This window comes from Leucobacter sp. PH1c, assembly GCF_000633415.1.
In the GTDB taxonomy this organism is placed as follows: Bacteria; Actinomycetota; Actinomycetes; order Actinomycetales; family Microbacteriaceae; genus Leucobacter.
Window position 1 is genome coordinate 1 of the sequence record NZ_AYMV01000012.1, and the last position, 16,695, is coordinate 16,695.

The 16,695-nt window shown below is 71.7% G+C and carries 20 protein-coding genes; 9 read left to right on the forward strand and 11 right to left on the reverse strand.

From position 1 onward, the window contains the following. The 3 genes from U874_RS14665 to U874_RS14135 all read left to right on the forward strand — a co-directional run. Positions 1–815, forward strand: an 815-nt coding sequence (locus U874_RS14665) for a signal peptidase I (protein ID WP_025133301.1), incomplete at its 5' end; no start/stop codon positions are given. A gap of 2 nt (positions 816–817) precedes the next feature. Beyond that, the gene (locus U874_RS14130; RefSeq protein ID WP_025133302.1) at positions 818–1,699 is read left to right on the forward strand and encodes a hypothetical protein; all 882 of its coding nucleotides are present in this window, start codon (positions 818–820) and stop codon (positions 1,697–1,699) included. A gap of 40 nt (positions 1,700–1,739) precedes the next feature. Next, positions 1,740–2,147 (forward strand): TIGR02611 family protein, encoded by a 408-nt coding sequence (locus U874_RS14135; protein WP_025133303.1) that lies wholly within the window; start codon positions 1,740–1,742, stop codon positions 2,145–2,147. A gap of 72 nt (positions 2,148–2,219) precedes the next feature. Here the strand turns inward: U874_RS14135 and U874_RS0104240 are convergent, their stop codons facing one another. The 3 genes from U874_RS0104240 to upp form a co-directional block, all read right to left on the reverse strand. Next, positions 2,220–2,933: a DUF4870 domain-containing protein gene (locus U874_RS0104240; RefSeq protein WP_025133304.1), complete on the reverse strand. Its 714-nt coding sequence runs from the start codon at positions 2,931–2,933 to the stop codon at positions 2,220–2,222. 128 nt (positions 2,934–3,061) lie between these two features. After that, entirely contained in the window at positions 3,062–3,754 is a 693-nt protein-coding gene (locus U874_RS0104245) for a winged helix-turn-helix domain-containing protein (RefSeq protein WP_029987633.1), read from the reverse strand. Positions 3,755–4,138: 384 nt separating this feature from the next. Continuing rightward, positions 4,139–4,771 (reverse strand): uracil phosphoribosyltransferase, encoded by a 633-nt coding sequence (upp, locus tag U874_RS0104250; protein ID WP_025133306.1) that lies wholly within the window; start codon positions 4,769–4,771, stop codon positions 4,139–4,141. A 56-nt stretch (positions 4,772–4,827) separates the two neighbouring features. Here upp and U874_RS0104255 point away from each other — a divergent pair, with 56 nt between their 5' ends. Continuing rightward, on the forward strand, positions 4,828–5,262 hold the full coding sequence (locus U874_RS0104255) for a nucleoside deaminase (RefSeq protein ID WP_025133307.1): 435 nt from the start codon (positions 4,828–4,830) through the stop codon (positions 5,260–5,262). Between the two features lie 69 nt (positions 5,263–5,331). Here U874_RS0104255 and U874_RS0104260 read toward each other — a convergent pair whose 3' ends face one another. The 5 genes from U874_RS0104260 to U874_RS0104280 all read right to left on the reverse strand — a co-directional run bounded on the left by U874_RS0104260 (position 5,332) and on the right by U874_RS0104280 (position 10,948). Next, the gene (locus U874_RS0104260; RefSeq protein WP_025133308.1) at positions 5,332–6,432 is read right to left on the reverse strand and encodes an ABC transporter ATP-binding protein; all 1,101 of its coding nucleotides are present in this window, start codon (positions 6,430–6,432) and stop codon (positions 5,332–5,334) included. Continuing rightward, the gene (locus tag U874_RS0104265; RefSeq protein ID WP_081809895.1) at positions 6,422–7,324 is read right to left on the reverse strand and encodes an ABC transporter permease; all 903 of its coding nucleotides are present in this window, start codon (positions 7,322–7,324) and stop codon (positions 6,422–6,424) included. The genes U874_RS0104260 and U874_RS0104265 overlap by 11 nt, the downstream gene beginning before the upstream one ends. After that, positions 7,321–8,166 carry an ABC transporter permease subunit gene (locus U874_RS0104270; protein WP_025133310.1) on the reverse strand — a complete coding sequence of 282 codons (846 nt, stop codon included), beginning with the start codon at positions 8,164–8,166 and terminating at the stop codon, positions 7,321–7,323. The genes U874_RS0104265 and U874_RS0104270 overlap by 4 nt, the downstream gene beginning before the upstream one ends. Before the next feature lie 53 nt (positions 8,167–8,219). Further along, entirely contained in the window at positions 8,220–9,365 is a 1,146-nt protein-coding gene (locus tag U874_RS0104275) for an ABC transporter substrate-binding protein (RefSeq protein WP_025133311.1), read from the reverse strand. A gap of 620 nt (positions 9,366–9,985) precedes the next feature. After that, positions 9,986–10,948, reverse strand: a complete 963-nt coding sequence (locus tag U874_RS0104280) for a cation diffusion facilitator family transporter (RefSeq protein WP_025133312.1) — start codon at positions 10,946–10,948, stop codon at positions 9,986–9,988. A 174-nt stretch (positions 10,949–11,122) separates the two neighbouring features. On the opposite strand from U874_RS0104280, the gene proC reads away from it, so the two are divergent. Next, positions 11,123–11,932, forward strand: a complete 810-nt coding sequence (gene proC, locus U874_RS0104285; protein ID WP_025133313.1) for a pyrroline-5-carboxylate reductase — start codon at positions 11,123–11,125, stop codon at positions 11,930–11,932. Between the two features lie 110 nt (positions 11,933–12,042). Here proC and U874_RS0104290 read toward each other — a convergent pair whose 3' ends face one another. Together U874_RS0104290 and U874_RS0104295 are read right to left on the reverse strand one after the other, a co-directional pair. Beyond that, positions 12,043–12,708, reverse strand: a complete 666-nt coding sequence (locus tag U874_RS0104290) for a TrkA family potassium uptake protein (RefSeq protein ID WP_025133314.1) — start codon at positions 12,706–12,708, stop codon at positions 12,043–12,045. Beyond that, positions 12,701–14,074: a TrkH family potassium uptake protein gene (locus U874_RS0104295; RefSeq protein ID WP_025133315.1), complete on the reverse strand. Its 1,374-nt coding sequence runs from the start codon at positions 14,072–14,074 to the stop codon at positions 12,701–12,703. The genes U874_RS0104290 and U874_RS0104295 overlap by 8 nt, the downstream gene beginning before the upstream one ends. Positions 14,075–14,318: 244 nt before the next feature. Here U874_RS0104295 and U874_RS0104300 point away from each other — a divergent pair, with 244 nt between their 5' ends. From U874_RS0104300 to U874_RS0104310, 4 genes are all read left to right on the forward strand, one after another. Next, on the forward strand, positions 14,319–14,795 hold the full coding sequence (locus tag U874_RS0104300; RefSeq protein ID WP_025133316.1) for a helix-turn-helix transcriptional regulator: 477 nt from the start codon (positions 14,319–14,321) through the stop codon (positions 14,793–14,795). Between the two features lie 103 nt (positions 14,796–14,898). Beyond that, the gene (locus U874_RS15020) at positions 14,899–14,997 is read left to right on the forward strand and encodes a 30S ribosomal protein bS22 (protein WP_005504750.1); all 99 of its coding nucleotides are present in this window, start codon (positions 14,899–14,901) and stop codon (positions 14,995–14,997) included. A gap of 121 nt (positions 14,998–15,118) precedes the next feature. Continuing rightward, positions 15,119–15,409 (forward strand): glutaredoxin family protein, encoded by a 291-nt coding sequence (locus tag U874_RS0104305; RefSeq protein WP_025133317.1) that lies wholly within the window; start codon positions 15,119–15,121, stop codon positions 15,407–15,409. 56 nt (positions 15,410–15,465) lie between these two features. Further along, positions 15,466–15,768 carry a Dabb family protein gene (locus tag U874_RS0104310; protein WP_025133318.1) on the forward strand — a complete coding sequence of 101 codons (303 nt, stop codon included), beginning with the start codon at positions 15,466–15,468 and terminating at the stop codon, positions 15,766–15,768. Here the strand turns inward: U874_RS0104310 and U874_RS0104315 are convergent. Continuing rightward, a complete protein-coding gene (locus U874_RS0104315) occupies positions 15,758–16,636 on the reverse strand; it encodes an AraC family transcriptional regulator (protein ID WP_025133319.1) in 879 nt (292 codons plus the stop codon). The genes U874_RS0104310 and U874_RS0104315 overlap by 11 nt on opposite strands. Positions 16,637–16,695 lie beyond the last annotated feature (59 nt).

Below are 16,695 nucleotides of genomic sequence, written 5' to 3' on the forward strand. Positions count from 1 at the left end.
GCGCGCTCGGCGCCGCCCTCGTGATCCTCGTGCTCACCGCGGTTGCGGGACTTCTCGTGGTCCCGCGCTTGCTCGGCGGCGACTCGCTCACCGTCCTCTCCGGCTCGATGGAGCCCACGTTCTCTCCCGGCGACGTGGTCGTCGTGCGTGGGATCGACGAGGCGGATGTGTGCGAGGACGTGGGCGTCGGCACCATCATCAGCTTCTTCCCCGAACCGAACGATCCGACGCTCATCACGCACCGCGTGGTCGGCAAGACGGTCGGCACCTTCGAGGACGGCACCCGCTGCCGCCTCATCACCCAGGGCGACGCGAACTCCTCGGTCGACGAGCCCGTCTCCCCCGCGCAGGTGCGGGGCGTCTTCCTCTACGGCGTGCCCGGGCTCGGCTGGGTGCGCCAGTGGGCCGGTGAGCACCCCGGGATCCTCATCGGCGGCGTCGCGGCCGTGCTCATCGGCGCGGGCATCTGGAGCAGCCTCCGGGCGCCGCGTCGCACGGTCGTCACGATTCCGCGCACGGACACAGGCCCGGGAAGCACCGCGGCCACGGGGAGTATCGCGGCCCCGGGAGCGGAGCCGGATCCCGGCGTCGCCCCGCCGTCCGCGTCGCAGCCCGCCGCCATGTCGCCGTCCGCGCTGCCCGCGGCCACGGATCCCGCGTCCGCGCTCGAACGGGCACAGGATCGCGAACTGCGCGAGCGCGAACTCGCGCTGCGCGAGCGGGAACTCGAACTCCGGGAGCGCGAGTTCGCGCTTGCGCAGGAGCGCCGCGAGAGCGCCCCGGACGCCACAACAACTCAGCGAAGTGAGGCCTGACCATGGGATCCACCACGCACGTCGCCCCCGGGGCTCGGGTGCTCTCCGTCGACACGGACGGCGGCCTCTCGACCCCCGGCCGGATCATCGCGGGCTTCCTCACCGTGCTCCTGCTGCTCGGCCTCGGCGTGGGCCTCGCCCTCGCCGACGCGCTCCCCACGCTCGGTGCGCGGAGCTCCGACGGAAGTGCCCCCGCCTCGGCCGAGGCCGCCCGCACGGGCGCCGGGAGCACCGCCGCGTCGGACACTCACCCCGCGAGCGTCATCGTCGCCGAGTGGGATGGCCCCGCCGTGCACCTCGACTGGCGCGGCGCCGAGTACGCGCGCGCCGAGACCACCTTCATCGGCGACCGCACGGCCGTGCCCGGGGACCGGGTGGAGCGCACCCTGAACATCGTGAACGCCGGCCCGGGCGCGGGCGTGGCCGCGGTGACGCTCGACCTCGCCGAGGTCATCCCCGAGGGCGCCGCGAACCCGCGTCTCGCCGACGACGTGACGCTCTTCTGGGACATCGGCGGCGTGACGGGCAGCGACACCTTCGCGGCCCTCAACACGAGCGACCGCGTGAGCGTGGCCGAGCTCGCCGTGCCAGCGGGGGAAACCGTGGCCGTGTCGGTCGGGTTCGCGATGGACGCGGCGGTCGAGGGATCGCGCGCGGAGGGCGCCGACTCGACGGTGCTGAGCTTCGACGTGGGCGTCAACCTGACGGGCGAGACGAGCCCGCCCGAGCCGCCGACGCTCGCCATCACGGGCGCCACGGGCGTCATCGCCCTCGTCTGCATCGCGGGTGGGCTGATCCTGCTCGGCGTGCTGATCCTGCTCGTGCGCCGCCGGCGGCGCCGCGAGGAAGTCGCCGTGCTCGAGGGGGACGCGGGCGGCGCATGATCCGCGGGTGACGCTCAGTTCCGGGCCGTAGGCTCGGCTCATGACCGACCCGTACGCCGACGACGCGGAGCGCGCGCAGCGCCTCAGCCGCGGTTTCGGCAGGTTCATGCATCGGTGGCGGGAGCGGATCCGTCGCAGGCCGTGGCTGAACATCGTCTATCGCGTGCTCATCACCCTGCTCGGGATCGGCGTCGTCGTGATCGGGCTCATCCTCGTGCCGCTGCCCGGGCCGGGCTGGCTCATCGTGTTCCTCGGTCTCACGCTGCTCGGCACCGAGTACTCGTGGGCGCGGCGGGTGCTCGGCTGGCTGCGGCGCGTGCTCGCGCGCTTCTGGGAGCGCTGGAACGCGTGGCGCGCGCAGCGCCGAGCGCGCCGCGAGGCTCGTCAATCCGGCGGCGCGACGGGCGCCGCGGGCGCCGCGGGCGCCGCGGACCCCTCGACGTCCTGATCGACGTCCCTGAGCCCCGGAAACGACGCAGGGCCCGAGCCGAAGCCCGAGCCCTGCATCACGCGTGCGCGACTACTTGATGAACGGAACGTTCAGGATGAAGCCGGGCTGCTGGCCGCGACGGAAGTTCTCCGGCGCCTTCGCTGCCGCGATGATGTGGAAGATGAACAGCACGAACGAGCCGATCGCGAGGATCACCGCGAGGAGGCCGCCGATCACGGGCAGCGCACCGAGGATCCAGGTTGCGATGCCCACGCCGACGCGGAGCAGCGAGAAGTTGAGGTTCTCGCGGTGGAAGACGAACGACTGTGGGTTGCCCTTCTCCTTCTCGACGAAGAAGAAGATGAGCGCAGGGATCCAGCTGAAGAACACCGAGAGCCAGTAGTTGAGCGTGATGTTGCTCACCGGGTCGACGCCGGGCTGCTGGTAGCCCTGCGGGGCCTGCGGCGTGCCGCCGGGCGGGGGCGCCTGGTACTGACCGCCCGCAGGGGGAGCCGGGTACTGCGGGGCCGCGTACTGGGGCGCCTGGTACTGCGGCGCCGCCGGCTGCTGGGGAGCCGCGGGCTGCTGCGGAGCCTGGTACTGCGGGGCTGCGGGAGCCGCGGGCGCTGCCGGGGCCGCGGGGGTCTCGGGCTGCGGTGCGGCCGCGGGCGTCGCCGGTGCGGCGGGCTCCTGCGGGGCCGCAGGCTGCTGCGGGACCTCGGGCGCCGCGGCCGCGGGCGTCTGCTCGGCGGGGGTGCCGGCGTCCGGCTGGCCGTTCTGTCCCTCGGGGGGCAGCGTGCTCATGTCGATCTCCTCTGGTGCATACGAACTGGGTACGAGAGTACCGCAGGCCGGGAACGCAGGGTAGCTTCTCGGCCGAGATTCCGCGGAATGGGACGCCTCGGGGCGGGCTAGGCGACCCTCGGATCGAGTTAGAAGACGTCCGGGCTGGGGGCCGCCGTGTGCAGGATCGAGACGTCGGCGTGACGGTCGAAGCGGTAGCCGGTGCCGCGCACGGTGCGCACGATGTCCTGGTACTGCGCGAGCTTCACGCGCAGGCGGCGGATGTGCACGTCGATGGTGCGCTCGCTCGGGGTGTCCTCGTCCGACGCGTCCTGCCACAGCGAGGAGATGAGCTCCTCGCGGCTGACCGTGCGCCCCTCGCGGAGCACGAGGTACTGGAGCAGCTCGAACTCGCGGAAGGTGAGCGCGGCGGGCACATTGTCGAGCAGGACGCGCTTGCGCGAGAGGTCGAGCGTCACGCCGCTCGCGGCGCGATCCTGCTCGGCGGCCTCGTGCTGCTTCTGGCGGGCGTGCGCCGCCGGATCGCCGAGGGCGAGGCGCACGACGTCCACGTCGCGACCGCCGGTGTGCTCGGGGGCGAGAGCGACGGCCGCGTAGGTCTCCGCCGCGGGGGCGAGCTGCGCGACGAGGCGCTTGATCTGGGTGACGATCTCGCCAAGGCGGGGATCGCCGTCCGCGATCTTGTCGTCGGCGAGGCCGACGTAGAGCGCGAAGCCGCGCACCTCGGTGCCCTCGGGCACGTTGCGATCGGGGGTGGCCTGTGCGGGGATGACCGCGGTCAGGTCGGGGCGGGCGCTGCGGAGGGTCTGGGTGGTGCTCATGATGATGAAAGTCCTTGTGTGCTGTCGTCCCGGTGCGCGGAACGGGTCGTCGCGCCGATGCGGCGACGGTGAGTGCGGGCGAGCGGGCCGAGTGGCTCAGTGCTCAGAGGTGCGGGTGCCCCGGGACGGGGATCCGCCGGTGAAGACGCGTTTCAGATGCGGTTCACATGCACATTCGACAGCGCATGACACCCCGACCGGCCATCATCATGCCGGTCTGCCCAATGTTCACCTCGAAGGCGGACTGGGGACGAATGGTGTCATACATAACCGACAGTTAAGCAAAGCATTGCGCCGGGTGTCAACCCGTGACGAAAAATGACGCCCCGTGACGTTCCGGCGGGGCCGGTCGTCACGGGGCGTCAGCGCGTGGTGGAGCTACGGTTACGCGGTGCCGTAGAGGCGGTCGCCCGCGTCGCCGAGCCCGGGCACGATGTAGGCGTGCTCGTCGAGGCCCTCGTCGAGCGCGCCCAGGACGAGCGTCACCTTCCGGTCGCCCGCGGCCTCGCGGATCGCCTCGACGCCTTCGGGGGTGCCGAGCACGCAGATCGCGGTGACGTCGTCCGCGCCGCGGTCGAACAGGAACTTGATCGCGCCGGCGAGCGAGCCGCCCGTCGCGAGCATCGGATCCAGCACGAAGCACTGCCGGCCGGCGAGCGACTCGGGGAGGCGCTCCGCGTACGTGGTGGGCAGCAGCGTCTCCTCGTCGCGCACCATGCCGAGGAAGCCGACCTCGGCGGTGGGAACGAGCTTCACCATGCCCTCGAGCATGCCGAGGCCCGCGCGCAGGATCGGCACGATGAGCGGCAGCGGCTCGCTCAGGCGCACGCCCGTCGTGGGCGACACGGGGGTCTGGATCTCGTGGGGCTCGACGCGCACCTCGCGCGTCGCCTCGTAGGCGAGGAGCGTCATGAGCTCCTCGATGAGGAGGCGGAAGGTGGGCTGCGGCGTTTTCGCGTCGCGGAGCACCGTCAGCTTGTGGGTGATCAGGGGATGGTCCGCAACGAAAACTCGCATGCGCCTATTCTATTGCCGTGGCCACCATCCCTCCATCACCCGCGGAGCTCCGCGCGATGGATCGTGCCCTCGAAGAGGCCCGGGCGGCCGCCGCGGCGGGGGAGATCCCCGTCGGCGCGCTCGTGCTCGGGCCGGACGGCGCCGTGCTCGGCACGGGCCGCAACACGCGCGAGGCGGATCCGGATCCGACGGGCCACGCCGAGATCGTGGCGATCCGCGCCGCCGCGCGCGCCCTCGGCGACCGCGTGCTCGACGGCTGCACGCTCGTCGTGACGCTCGAGCCGTGCGCCATGTGCGCGGGCGTCATCCTCGCCGCGCGCCTGCCGCGCGTCGTGTTCGGCGCGTGGGACGAGAAGGCCGGCGCGGCGGGGAGCCAGTACGACCTCCTGCGCGACGGCCGGCTCCCGCACCCCGTGCCCGAGGTGGTCGCCGGGGTCCGGGAGGACGCGGCAGCCGAACTGCTCCGCGACTTCTTCGCCGCGCGCCGCTGAGCTCGTCGCGCGGGGTTACGCGCGCCGCTGAGCTCGCCGCACGCGCCGCTGGGCTCGCCGCGCGCCGCGCTAGGCGCGCGGGGCGACCGTCACCGGCTCCGGGGCGAACGCAACCTCCACCGGATCGCCCGCACGGAAGTCCGCATCGGCGCTGTGCTGCGAGGCGGCCGTCGTCCCGTCGGCGAACTGCACCACTGTGCGGCGGATCGCCCCGAGGAAGCCGCTCGAAACGACGGTCGCCGCGCGCGCCGGCACCTCCGCGGAACCGAGCGCGCCGGGCGCGGGCGTGAGCCGCACGTGCTCGGGCCGCACGTAGGCCGTCACGCGGGCGCCAGCGACGCCCGTCGAGCCCGCGGGCTCCGCGACGAGCGGCAGCGCGGCGCCGCGCACGTGCACGCGATCGCCCACGAGTTCGCCGTCGAGGCGGTTCGACAGCCCGACGAAGTCGGCGACGAAGGCCGAGGCCGGCCGGCGGTACAGTTCCTCGGGGCTGCCGAGCTGCGCGATCCGGCCCGCCTCCATCACGGCCACGCGGTCGGAGATGGCGAGCGCCTCCTCCTGGTCGTGGGTGACGAACACGGTCGTCATGCCGAGCTCGGTCTGGATCGCCCGGATCTCGTCGCGCAGGCGCACGCGCACCTTCGCGTCGAGCGCCGAGAGCGGCTCGTCGAGCAGCAGGGCCCGCGGGCGCGTCACGAGGGCGCGGGCGAGGGCCACCCGCTGCTGCTGGCCGCCCGACAGCTCGTGTGGGAACCGCTCCGCGAGTGCGGCGAGCCCCACCACCTCGAGCATCTCGCCCACGCGCGTGCGGCGCTCCGGCCGCGCCACGCGGCGCATGTCGAGGCCGAACTGCACATTCTGCGCGACCGTGAGGTGGGGGAAGAGCGAGTACTGCTGGAACACCATGCCGATGTCGCGGCGGTTCACCGGCACATCCGTGACCTCCTCCGCGCCGATCGAGACGCGGCCCGACGTGACCGTCTCGAGCCCCGCGATGCAGCGCAGCGCCGTCGTCTTGCCGCAGCCCGAGGGGCCGAGGAGGCACACGAGCTCGCCCGCCTCGAGCGCGAGGTCCACGCCGTGCAGCACGGTCGTGCTGCCGTAGGTCTTCGTGACGCCGTCGAGCCGCACGGCCTCGCCGGTGGTGCGGGTGCGGGGCTTAGTGGGCATGCGAGCTCTCCTCGGCGGATCGGGGGATGGACTGGGCTGGTGGGGTGGGCGCCGATCCGGCTGCCCGGCCACCGCGGGGCCGGGCGCCGCGGCCACGACGGGCGCGTGGCGGGCCGCCCGTGGTGCTCACCGCGAGGAGTACGAGGAAGACGAGCACGAGTGAGAGCAGCGAGACGGCGACCGCGACGAACGGATCCGACTTTGACACCTGCAGCAGCGCCGTCTGCAGCGTGATGCGGTTGAGGAGCGAGGACACCGTGAACTCGCCGAGCACGATCGCGGTCGTGAGCAGCGACGCCGCGAGGAGACCCCGCCTGGTCCCCGGCGCGATCACCCGCAGCAGCACCGTGCCCCACCCGGCGCCCAGGGAACGGGCGGCCTCGGCGCGCACCCGCGCGTCCATACTCGTGAGGTCGGCCGCGATCGCCCGGTACGCGAATGGCAGCACGAGCACGCCGTAGGCGAGGCTCAGCGTCCACACACCGGATCCGAATGCCTGCCCGAGCACCCGGTAGATCGGCGCGAAGCCGACGACGAGCACGATCGCGGGGATCGCGATGGGCAGGATCGTGAGCAGGTCGAGCGCCCGCTGCAGCCGCGGGAAGCGCAGGTGCACGAGCACGATCGTGGGGAAGAACAGCAGCAGCACGAGCGCGAGGGTGAGCCCGGCGAGCAGCAGGGAGTTGCCGAGACCCTCGAAGAGCACCCGGTAGACCCGCGCCTTCGCGGGATCGAACAGCGAGACCCAGTGCTCGGGCCCGTAGCCGCCCGTGGTGCGGCGGAGCGTGAACTCGAGCATCGCGACGAGCGGCACCAGGAAGAGCGCGCCGATCAGCGCGATCACGGTGCGGGCGAGCGCGCGGCCGGGGCGGCCCGGGATCCGCGCCGTCATCGCTGCCACCGCGCGGCGCGGGCCATCAGGCGGCCGTAGCCGAGCATCACGACGACCATGACGAGGATCATGCCAAGCGCGAGCACACCGGCCGTGGCCTGCTGGCTGGCGCCCGTCTCCCCGATCAGCGCGGCGCGAATCTGCAGCGGCACGATCTGCGAGCCCTGGCTGATGAGCGCCGCCGCGGTCGCGTACGACGAGAACGCGTTCGCGAACAGGAGGAGCAGCGAGCCGAGGAACGCGGGCGCGAGCACCGGGATCCCGACACGGCGCCAGTAGGCCGTGCTGCCGCCGCCGAGCGTCGCGACGGCCTCAGACCAGTCGAGGCGCAGCGCGAGCACGGCCGGAAGGAAGGTGATCACCATGAGCGGCACCTGGAAGTACAGGTAGGGGAGGAACAGGCCGGGCAGTTCGTAGAGCCACACGCCGGAGGCGAAGATGTCGATCCCGAACTGCTCGCGCAGGGTGACGGTGACGAGCCCCTGGATCCCGACCGTCGCGATGAACGCGAACGCGAGCATGACGCCGCCGAACTGGGCGAGCACGGAGCTCGCCGCGTCGACCACGCGGCGGAGCGGGCCGCGCTCGGGGAGCGCGGCGAGCGCCCAGCACAGGATCGCGCCGACGAGACCGCCGACGACCGCGGTGATCGCGCTCACCCACAGGCTCGCGCCGAACGCGGAGAGGGTCGCGGCCTCGCCGAGCACGGAGAGGCCCGCGAGCGAGAAGCCGTCGGGGCCGAAGAAGCCGCTGCCGATGGCGAGCAGCGCGGGCACCGCGAGGAACAGGAGGACGTAGGCGACGAACGGCGTGAGGCCGAGCGTCGGGAGTGTGCGTCGCATGAGGATCACGGAGGCCCGGGGCGCCGCGTCGCAGCGCCCCGGGCCGAGTCCGATTAGCTGACCGTCTTCGCCCAGCGCTCGGTGAGGAGCGCGTTCGCGGCGTCCGTCTGCTTCTGCGTCGGGGAGACCCAGTTCGCGGAATCCGTGTCGAAGGTCGCGGCGTCGATCTGCTTCTGGTCGGCGGTGCCGGCCTCGCTGAGCGCGTCGACGCGGACCGGAACGGCGTTCCCGCCGAGGAACAGCGCCTGGCCCTCATCCGAGAAGATCCACTCCTGCCAGAGGCGCGCGGCGGCCGGGTTCGGGGCGTCCTTGTTGATCGCCTCGTTGTAGAACGACACGTAGGTGGGGCCGTCGAGCACGGTGGTCTTCCAGCTCGGCTTGTCGGCCGCGGCCGCCACGTTGTTGAACGACCAGTCGAAGACGACGGGGGTCTCGCCCGAGGCGATCGTCGCGGGCGTGGGATCGAGCGTGAGGAAGTTGCCCGCCTGGCGCAGCTCGCCCATGAAGTCGATGCCGGGGCCGAAGTCGTCGACGCCGCCGCCGTTGAGCGCGGAGATCGAGCCGACGGCCGCGAACGCGGCGCCCGCCTGCGTGGGATCGCCGTTCAGCGCGACCGCGCCCGAGTACTCGGAGCCGAGCAGATCGGACAGCGCCTTCGGCTCGGAGAACTTGTCCGAGTCGTAGCCGACCGACATGACGCCCGAGTAGTTGTTCACCCAGAGGCCCTCGGGGTCCTTGTTGTCCTCGGGGATCGAGTCCCACGTCTCGACCTTGTAGGGCGCGAAGTGCTGCGTGCTCGTCTGCGCGACGGCCGCGCCGAGGTCGAACACGTCGGGCGCGGTGTCCTGACCCTTGAGGTTCTGCGCGGCCTGGATCTCCTCGGCGCTCGACGCGTCGGGCGAGGCCGAATTCACGGTAATGCCGTACTTGTCCTCGAAGCCGGCGATGATCTCGCCGTAGTTCGCCCAGGTCTCGGGCAGCGCGATGACGTTGAGCTGGCCCTCCTCCTGTGCCGCGGCGATGAGCCCGTCGAGGCCGCCGAAGTCTGCGGCGCTGGTTGCGGTTGCGGCGTCGACGGTCGTGCCGCCCGTGTCGCCGCCGGCCTCGGGGGCGCCGGCAGAGGAGCAGGCGGCGAGGCTGCCGACGAGGAGGGTCGCGGTGACGAGCGTCGCCGAGCGCAGGAGTGCGCGAGAGGTCACGAGGGTTCCTTCCGGAGGTGGGAGCGGATCGCCAGGTGAGGCGTGCGGGCGCCGCAGGGGTGCCCGTCGATCCGATCCCACGCTAAGGAAGCACGGTTTCCCGGGTGCAGCGCGCGGGTAGCCGGTGAGTGAACGGTGGGAGGCTCGGCGGTGGCGAGCTTCTCCCCGCCGTCCTCGGTTCCGGCCGGTTGCCCTCCCCTTTCTTCTCGGAGAAATCCAATATCTCGGAGTTATTGCGGGGAGAGCGTCCGAGATTCCGGATTTCTCCGAGGAAACGTGCGTGGTTCTCGGGGACACGGTGCTTCGTGGACCCGCGCAGCTCCCGCAGTTTCCGCAGCTTCCGCAGTTTCCGCAGCTCCCGCAGTTTCCGCAGCTCCCGCAGTTTCCGCAGTTTCCGCAGCTCCCGCAGTTTCCGCAGGAGAAATCTGCTTTCTCGGAGGGAGTCCCCTCGAATGCTCCGAGATATCGGATTTCTCCTGCGGAAACTGAGGAAACAGGGGGGCGAGGAAACTTGGCGAGCCGCGGGGTGCAGCAGCGCGCAGCAGGCGGTCGCAGAAGCACGCGGGTGCCGCGGGGTGCAGCAGCCCGCAGCCCGCAGCCCGCAGCGCCGCAGCGGCGCGCTAGTCGCTCGAGAGCATCACGATCGAGCTGGTCGTGGGCTGGGCCACCGACGGGTCCAGGTACACATCCGGCTCGAGGTAGATGATCCGCGCAGCGGGGACGGCCTCGCGCACCCGCCGCTCGGCGAGGTTGATGATCATCGACACCTCGTTCATGGTGCGGCTCGCGTCGAGGCTGATCTTCGCGCCCACCATGAACTCGTCCGGGCCGAGGTAGAGCGTCTTCATGTGGATGATGCGGTCGATGTCCTTCGACTTGAGGAGCGCCGCCTCGATCTTCTCGATGTCGTCGTCGTTCGCGCCCTCGCCCACGAGGAGGCTCTTCACCTCGACGCCGATGATCACGGCGACCGCGATGAGCAGCACGCCGATGGCGATCGTCGCGATGCCGTCGAAGAGCCCGTTGCCCGTGATCACGGTGAGGCCGACGCCGAAGAACGCGAGCACGAGGCCCGTGAGCGCGGCGATGTCCTCGAGGAGCACGACGGGGAGCTCGGGAGCCTTCGAGCGGCGGATGAACTGGATCCAGCTCGAGTCGCCCTTGAGCGGGCGGCTTTCGCCGATCGCGGTGCGCAGGGAGAAGCTCTCGAGCACGATCGCGATGGCGAGCACGAGGAGCGGCAGCCACCACATCTCGAGCGGGTGGGGCTCGCGGATCTTCGAGATGCCCTCGTAGACCGAGAAGACGCCGCCGATGGAGAACAGCACGATCGCCACGACGAACGCGTACACGTAGCGCACCCGGCCGTAGCCGAAGGGGTGCTCCTTGTCGGCGCGCTGCTTCGCGCGCTTGCCGCCGAGCAGCAGGAGGAGCTGGTTGCCGGAGTCGGCGAGCGAGTGTACGCCCTCCGCGAGCATGGAGGACGAACCGGAGAACGCCCACGCGATGAACTTCGTGATGGCGATGCCCATGTTGGCGAGGAATGCCGCGATGATCGCCTTACTGCCGCCCGACGCGCTCATGTCAGATGCCCTCCAGCCGAGTGTTCGAACTCTTCTTCTGCGTCATTCTACGGGGCGGGCCTCGTCGCGCCGCTATATGCCCTCCCGGCGCGTGCGCGCACTCCTTAGACTGTTGGCGTGAGCGAAGCGACGACGACCCAGACGACCCAGCAGCAGCCCCTTCCCGCGACCGCCATGATCGGCGTGGGCTCGATGGGCGGCGCGATCCTCGCGGGCCTGCGGAACCCCGCGGTGGAGATCGCGCGGCCGATCGCGGTGACCACGAACTCCGCGGCCAGCGCCGCGCAGTTCGACGGCGCCGACGACGTCTCGGCGCGCGCGGTCGAGCAGGATCCCGGTGCGAACGCCGCCGCCGTGGCCGGCGCGGGCCTCGTGATCCTCGCCGTGAAGCCGTGGCTCGTGGTCGACGCTGCCCGCGGTATCGCCGACGCGCTCGAGCCGGGCGCTGTGGTCGTGAGCGTCGCGGCGGGCGTGCCGAGCGCGGCGATCGAGGCCGTGCTCCCCGCGGGCACCGCCGTGGTGCGGGCGATGCCGAACACGCCCTCGCACATCGGCCGCGGGGTGACGGGGATCGCGGGCGGCGCGAACGCGAGCGACGCCGATGTCGCGCTCGTCGGCGCGCTGTTCGAGACGGTCGGCTCCGTGCTCGTGGTGCGCGAGGACCAGATCAACGACGTCGCCGCGGTATCCGGATCCGGCCCCGCGTACCTCTTCCTGTACGTCGAGGAGATGATCGCCGCGGCCGAGCGGCGGGGCTTCGACGCCGCGCAGGCCCGCGCGCTCGTGCAGGGGACCGTGGTGGGCGCGGCCGCGCTGCTCGAGTCGAGCGGCGAGGACCCGGCGCAGCTGCGCCGCAATGTGACGAGCCCGAAGGGGACGACCGAGCAGGCCGTGCTCGTGCTGCAGAGCGCTGGCTGGCCGGAGCTGTTCGACCGCGCGCTCGCGGCGAACGTGCGCCGCTCGGAGGAACTCGAAGCGCAGTAGCCGGCGCCGGCGCCGGCGCCGGACCGGAGCGGGGCCGGACCGGACGAGACTCCGGAGCGGGGCCGGATCCGGCCACCGAGCAGCGCCGGATCCCGCCCGCTCCCGAGCGACTAGCCGATCGTGGCGAAGCGCTCCACGTCGGACGCCGTGCCGCTCACGATGATGAGGTCGTGCGGCGAGATCAGCGTGTCCTGCGTGGCGTGCGTGAAGGGCTGCCCCGGCGTCTTCACACCGACGACGGTCACGCGGTAGCGGGTGCGCACCCCGCTCTCCATGAGCGTGCGCCCGCGGATCGAGCGGGGCGGGTACATCTTCGCGATCACGTAGTTGTTGTCGAACTGGATGAAGTCGAGCATCGCGCCGCTCAGCAGGTGCGCGACGCGCTCGCCGGCCTCGCGCTCGGGGTAGATGACGTGGTTCACGCCGATCCGCTCGAGGATCTTGCCGTGCGAGGCGGAGATCGCCTTCGCCCAGATCTGCGGGATCTCGAGGTCGACGAGGTTCGCGGCGATGAGCACGCTCGCCTCGATCGAGGAGCCGGTCGCGACGACGGCGATCTGGAACTCGTCTGCGCCGATCTGGCGGAGGGCCTCCATCGAGCGGGCGTCGGCCTGCACCGCGTGCGTTACGCGGTCGGCCCACTTCTGCACGAGGGTGGGGTCCGTGTCGACGACGAGCACCTCGCGGTCCTGCCGATCGAGCTGCCCGGCGGTCGCGGCGCCGAAGCGGCCGAGGCCGATCACGAGCACGGGGGCGTCACTGCGAATATCAACCAACGATCGGCCTTTCTTCGGGGAACCTGAACAGGCGGGAGCGGCTCGTCGCGGCGACGGCCGCGGCGAGGGTCACGGTGCCGACGCGACCGGCCCACATGGTGGCGATGAGCACGTACTTGCCGCCGTCGGGGAGTTCGGCGGAGAGGTTCGACGAGAGGCCGCAGGTGCCGAACGCCGAGATCACCTCGAACAGCACGATGTCGAGCGATTCGCCGGTCATGTGCATGATGGCGACGGTGGCGGCGAGCACGATCGTCGCGCCCCAGATGAGGATCGAGACCGAGATGCGCAGCACCTCGTTCGGGATCGAGCGGCCGAAGGCCTGCACGTCCTTGTAGCCGCGCGCCTCGGCCCAGGCGGCGAGGAAGAGCACGGCGATCGTGGTCACCTTGATACCGCCCGCGGTCGACGCGGATCCGCCGCCCACGAACATGAGCATGTCCATGACGAGGAGCGTCGAGCCGTTCATGTCGAGCGGGTCGATGATCCCGAGCCCGCCCGAGCGGGTCATGATCGACATGTAGACGGAGCTGAACATCGTCTGCCAGAAGTTCTGCTCGCCGAGCGTGGCCTGGTTGTTCCACTCGAGGGCTGCGATCGCGAGCCAGCCGAAGATGACGAAGACGATCGTGGTCGTGAGGGTGAGCTTGGCGTGCAGGCCGAGGCGCTTGTGCGCGCGCCAGCCGCCGCCCACCACGTAGCGGTAGAGCGCGAAGATCACGGGGAAGCCGATCGCGCCGAGGAACACGCCGATCGCCAGCATGCTGAGCAGGTACACGTCGGTGGCGAACGGCTCGAGCCCGCCCTGGAGCGGCACGAAGCCCGTGTTCGTGAACGCGGAGGCCGCGAGGTAGAAGCCGTTCCAGAGCGCGTGCGCGAAGTCGTAGCCGGCGGCCATGAGGCGGGGCGCGATGAGGATCGTGAGCGCGCCCTCGATCACCACGACGCTGAGCGCGACCGAGCCGAGCAGGCCGCCGATCTCGCCGAGGCCGACGGCCTGGCTCTCCGAGACGTCGCGGCCCATGCGCATGGGGTTCGTGTCGCCCGCCGCGAGGAGGCGCTGGCGCAGGCCGAGCCGGCGGGTCACCGTGAGGCCCAGGATACTCGCGAGCGTGAGCACGCCGATGCCGCCGATCTGCAGGCCGGCGAGCACCACGAGTTCGCCGAAGAGCGACCAGTGGGTCGACATGTCGACCGTGGAGAGGCCCGTGACGCAGATCGCGGAGACGGCGGTGAAGAGCGCGTCGGCCAGCGGGGTGACCTTGCCGCTCGCGCTCGCGAAGGGCAGCGAGAGGAGCGCCGTCCAGAGCAGGATCAGCGCGGTGAAGACCATCAGCGCGAAGCGCGCGGGCGACGAGTGGATCATCGCTCCGAGCCACGACCGGCGCGAGAGTGTGGCGGCGCGGCGATGGTTCACGGCGGGTGCCCCCACGGTTTCCCTACTTTCCGGTGACGGCGCGAGGCGCGTGGGTCTCACCGCCTCGAACTGGATGAAGACATCGTACACACGCGGCGCTCCCGGGGCGAAGCGCGCCTCGCGGCGGAGGGCGAAGCGCGCGCCGCAGTGCGCATGCGGGACAGATGGCGCCCGTGCGACTACCCTGGGAGGTATGCCAGATATCTTCGGGGTCATTGCCGACGCGACCCGGCGCGACATCCTGCAGGTGCTGCTCGAGCGGTTCCAGCGCGATTCAGAGATCAGCGTGTCGGAAATCGTGGCCCAGCTGGAGATCAGCCAGCCCACCGTCTCGAAGCACCTGAAGGTGCTGCGCGAGGCCGAACTCGTCACGGTCCGCGAAGAGGGGCAGCACCGCTTCTACTCGCTGAACCCCGAGCCACTCGAGATGATCGAGGACTTCGTGATCCCGTTCCTCTCCGCGGGCTTCGACACGGAGGTGACGGTCGAGTACCTCTCCGAGAACGGCGAGCGCGTGCCCGGCCCGGCCGCGGATGACGCCTTCGTGGAGGCCGGCGAAGAAGTGCTGCCCGAGGAAGCCGCCGCCGCCGCCGAGCGGATGGGACGCGCCGCGGCGCGCGCCGAGAACCGTGTGAAAGAGCTTGTCGCGCGGTTCCGGCTGCGCGACTGACGGCCTTTTCTCATTCTCAGTTCGCGCTCCGGCCTTTCGCCGAGTAGAATAACTGTTTTGTGGGCCACGAATCCGGCGGCCCGAGAGACGTTGTGAGGTGACCGTGGGTTCAGTTATTAAGAAGCGCCGTAAGCGCATGTCCAAGAAGAAGCACCGCAAGCTGCTTCGGAAGACGCGTCACCAGCGTCGTAACAAGAAGTAGTCGGCGCGCCCCGAGCGCGATCGATGCTGGCGTCGGGCCTCTGGTCCGGCGCCTTTTGTTTCCCCTGCGCCCCGGACGGTGCGCGGGATCGCCCGACCGTGGTCGGCGAGGAAGGATGGCCATGCGCACGGTGCAGCTCACGCTGATCGGGAAGCCCGGGTGCCACCTCTGCGACGACGCACGCGAGGTGATCGCCGGGGTGCGCTCCGAACTCTCGGCGCGCGGCATCGAAACGCGCCTCGACGAGCTCGACATCCTGCAGGATCCCGCGCTCGCCCGCACGCACTCCGAGCACATCCCGGTCGTTCAGGTGAACGGCAAGCGGCACGCCATCTGGCGCGTCGACCCCGCGCGGCTCACCGCCGCCGTGGAGAAGGCTGCGCGCGGCCCGCTCGGCGGCCTGCTGCGCTGACGCGCCTGCGCGTCCCCCTCCCCAGCCGGGCCCGGCCCGAGAAAGCAGTAGCTCACATGACGCTTCGTCACATCGTCTCCTGGAAGCTGAGCGGCGAGACCCGCGCCGACCGCGACGCGCAGGCGGCCGAGATCGCCGCGGCGCTCACGCCCCTCACGGAGCTCGTGCCCACGGTCCGCGCGCTCGCGGTGCACCGCAACGAGCTCTTCGACGGGGACAACTACGATGTCACCCTCGTCGCCGACTTCGACGACGCCGACGGCCTTGCCGTCTACGCGACGCACCCCGATCACGTTGCCGCCGCGGGCGTCGTGAAGCAGCACGCCGTCGCCCGGGTCGCCACCGACTTCACGGTCTGAGGCGAGAGTCCTCCGGGCCGCGGAACTGCGCCCGGTAGGCGCTCGGGGTGAGCCCGAGCACGGCCTTGAACTCGGTCGAGAAGTGCGCGTGATCGGTGTATCCGAGCTCGTGCGCGAGCGCCGCGAGCCCCGGCGGCGACTGCGGGGCGCCCGCGGCCCCGTCGGCGCCCCGCAGCCGGGCCGCGGCCTCCTGCAGCCGCCTGCGCCGGATCATGCTGCCGATCGAGAGGCCGAAGTGCTTCGTGGCCACGCGCTGCAGAGTGCGCGTGGAGGCGTGCAGGGGCACCGCGAGCTGATCCACGCGCGTGATCCCGGGGTCGAAGAGCAGCTCGGCGAGCCGGTTCGCGAGCCGCCCCTCGGCGTCGGGCTCGGGCACGTGCTCGGTCAGCCACGCGGCGAGCGCCGCCGCGGCGCGGGTCCGGTGCGCGCCGCCCGGGGCAGCCGAGTCGTCGCGCGTGCTCATCGCCGCGGCGACCCGCGCGTGCAGCGCCTCCGCGGCGACGGGCACGCTCAGATCCTGCAGGGCCGCGGGCTCGGCGCACAGCGCGGGCACTGCGGCGGGGCGGAGCAGCGCGCCGACGGCCCAGCCGTGACCTCGCAGGTCTCGCTCGGAGCGCCGCGTGGGCGGCCCCACGAGCGAGACGCCCTCGGGCTCGACGACGAGGTTGCACGCGGGGAAGGGCAGCACCTCCTGGCGGGAGACGGCGCCGGGCGCAAGCGACCACTCGGGGATCCAAAACCATCGCACGAGCTGCGCGAGCCGCGCGGGCGGATCGAGGCGGTGGAACTCGGGCAGGCGGCTCGGGTAGAGCACGCCGCGGTCGGCGTCCGCGGACGCGGAGCCTCGGGTCGCTGCATCTCCCGCCATGCCGCCCTCCGCCCCGGTTCGCGTGTGGCGCGCATCTCCAAGCGCGCGCCGCGGCCTCG

Excerpts from the sequence above, each read along its gene's own strand:
- U874_RS14130 (WP_025133302.1), top strand. The coding sequence starts at position 818 with ATGGGATCCACCACGCACGTCGCCCCCGGGGCTCGGGTGCTCTCCGTC.
- U874_RS14135 (WP_025133303.1), top strand. The coding sequence starts at position 1,740 with ATGACCGACCCGTACGCCGACGACGCGGAGCGCGCGCAGCGCCTCAGC.
- U874_RS0104240 (WP_025133304.1), bottom strand. The coding sequence starts at position 2,933 with ATGAGCACGCTGCCCCCCGAGGGACAGAACGGCCAGCCGGACGCCGGC.
- U874_RS0104245 (WP_029987633.1), bottom strand. The coding sequence starts at position 3,754 with ATGAGCACCACCCAGACCCTCCGCAGCGCCCGCCCCGACCTGACCGCG.
- upp (WP_025133306.1), bottom strand. The coding sequence starts at position 4,771 with ATGCGAGTTTTCGTTGCGGACCATCCCCTGATCACCCACAAGCTGACG.
- U874_RS0104255 (WP_025133307.1), top strand. The coding sequence starts at position 4,828 with ATGGATCGTGCCCTCGAAGAGGCCCGGGCGGCCGCCGCGGCGGGGGAG.
- U874_RS0104260 (WP_025133308.1), bottom strand. The coding sequence starts at position 6,432 with ATGCCCACTAAGCCCCGCACCCGCACCACCGGCGAGGCCGTGCGGCTC.
- U874_RS0104265 (WP_081809895.1), bottom strand. The coding sequence starts at position 7,324 with ATGACGGCGCGGATCCCGGGCCGCCCCGGCCGCGCGCTCGCCCGCACC.
- U874_RS0104270 (WP_025133310.1), bottom strand. The coding sequence starts at position 8,166 with ATGCGACGCACACTCCCGACGCTCGGCCTCACGCCGTTCGTCGCCTAC.
- U874_RS0104280 (WP_025133312.1), bottom strand. The coding sequence starts at position 10,948 with ATGAGCGCGTCGGGCGGCAGTAAGGCGATCATCGCGGCATTCCTCGCC.
- proC (WP_025133313.1), top strand. The coding sequence starts at position 11,123 with ATGATCGGCGTGGGCTCGATGGGCGGCGCGATCCTCGCGGGCCTGCGG.
- U874_RS0104295 (WP_025133315.1), bottom strand. The coding sequence starts at position 14,074 with ATGATCCACTCGTCGCCCGCGCGCTTCGCGCTGATGGTCTTCACCGCG.
- U874_RS0104300 (WP_025133316.1), top strand. The coding sequence starts at position 14,319 with ATGCCAGATATCTTCGGGGTCATTGCCGACGCGACCCGGCGCGACATC.
- U874_RS0104305 (WP_025133317.1), top strand. The coding sequence starts at position 15,119 with ATGCGCACGGTGCAGCTCACGCTGATCGGGAAGCCCGGGTGCCACCTC.
- U874_RS0104310 (WP_025133318.1), top strand. The coding sequence starts at position 15,466 with ATGACGCTTCGTCACATCGTCTCCTGGAAGCTGAGCGGCGAGACCCGC.
- U874_RS0104315 (WP_025133319.1), bottom strand. The coding sequence starts at position 16,636 with ATGGCGGGAGATGCAGCGACCCGAGGCTCCGCGTCCGCGGACGCCGAC.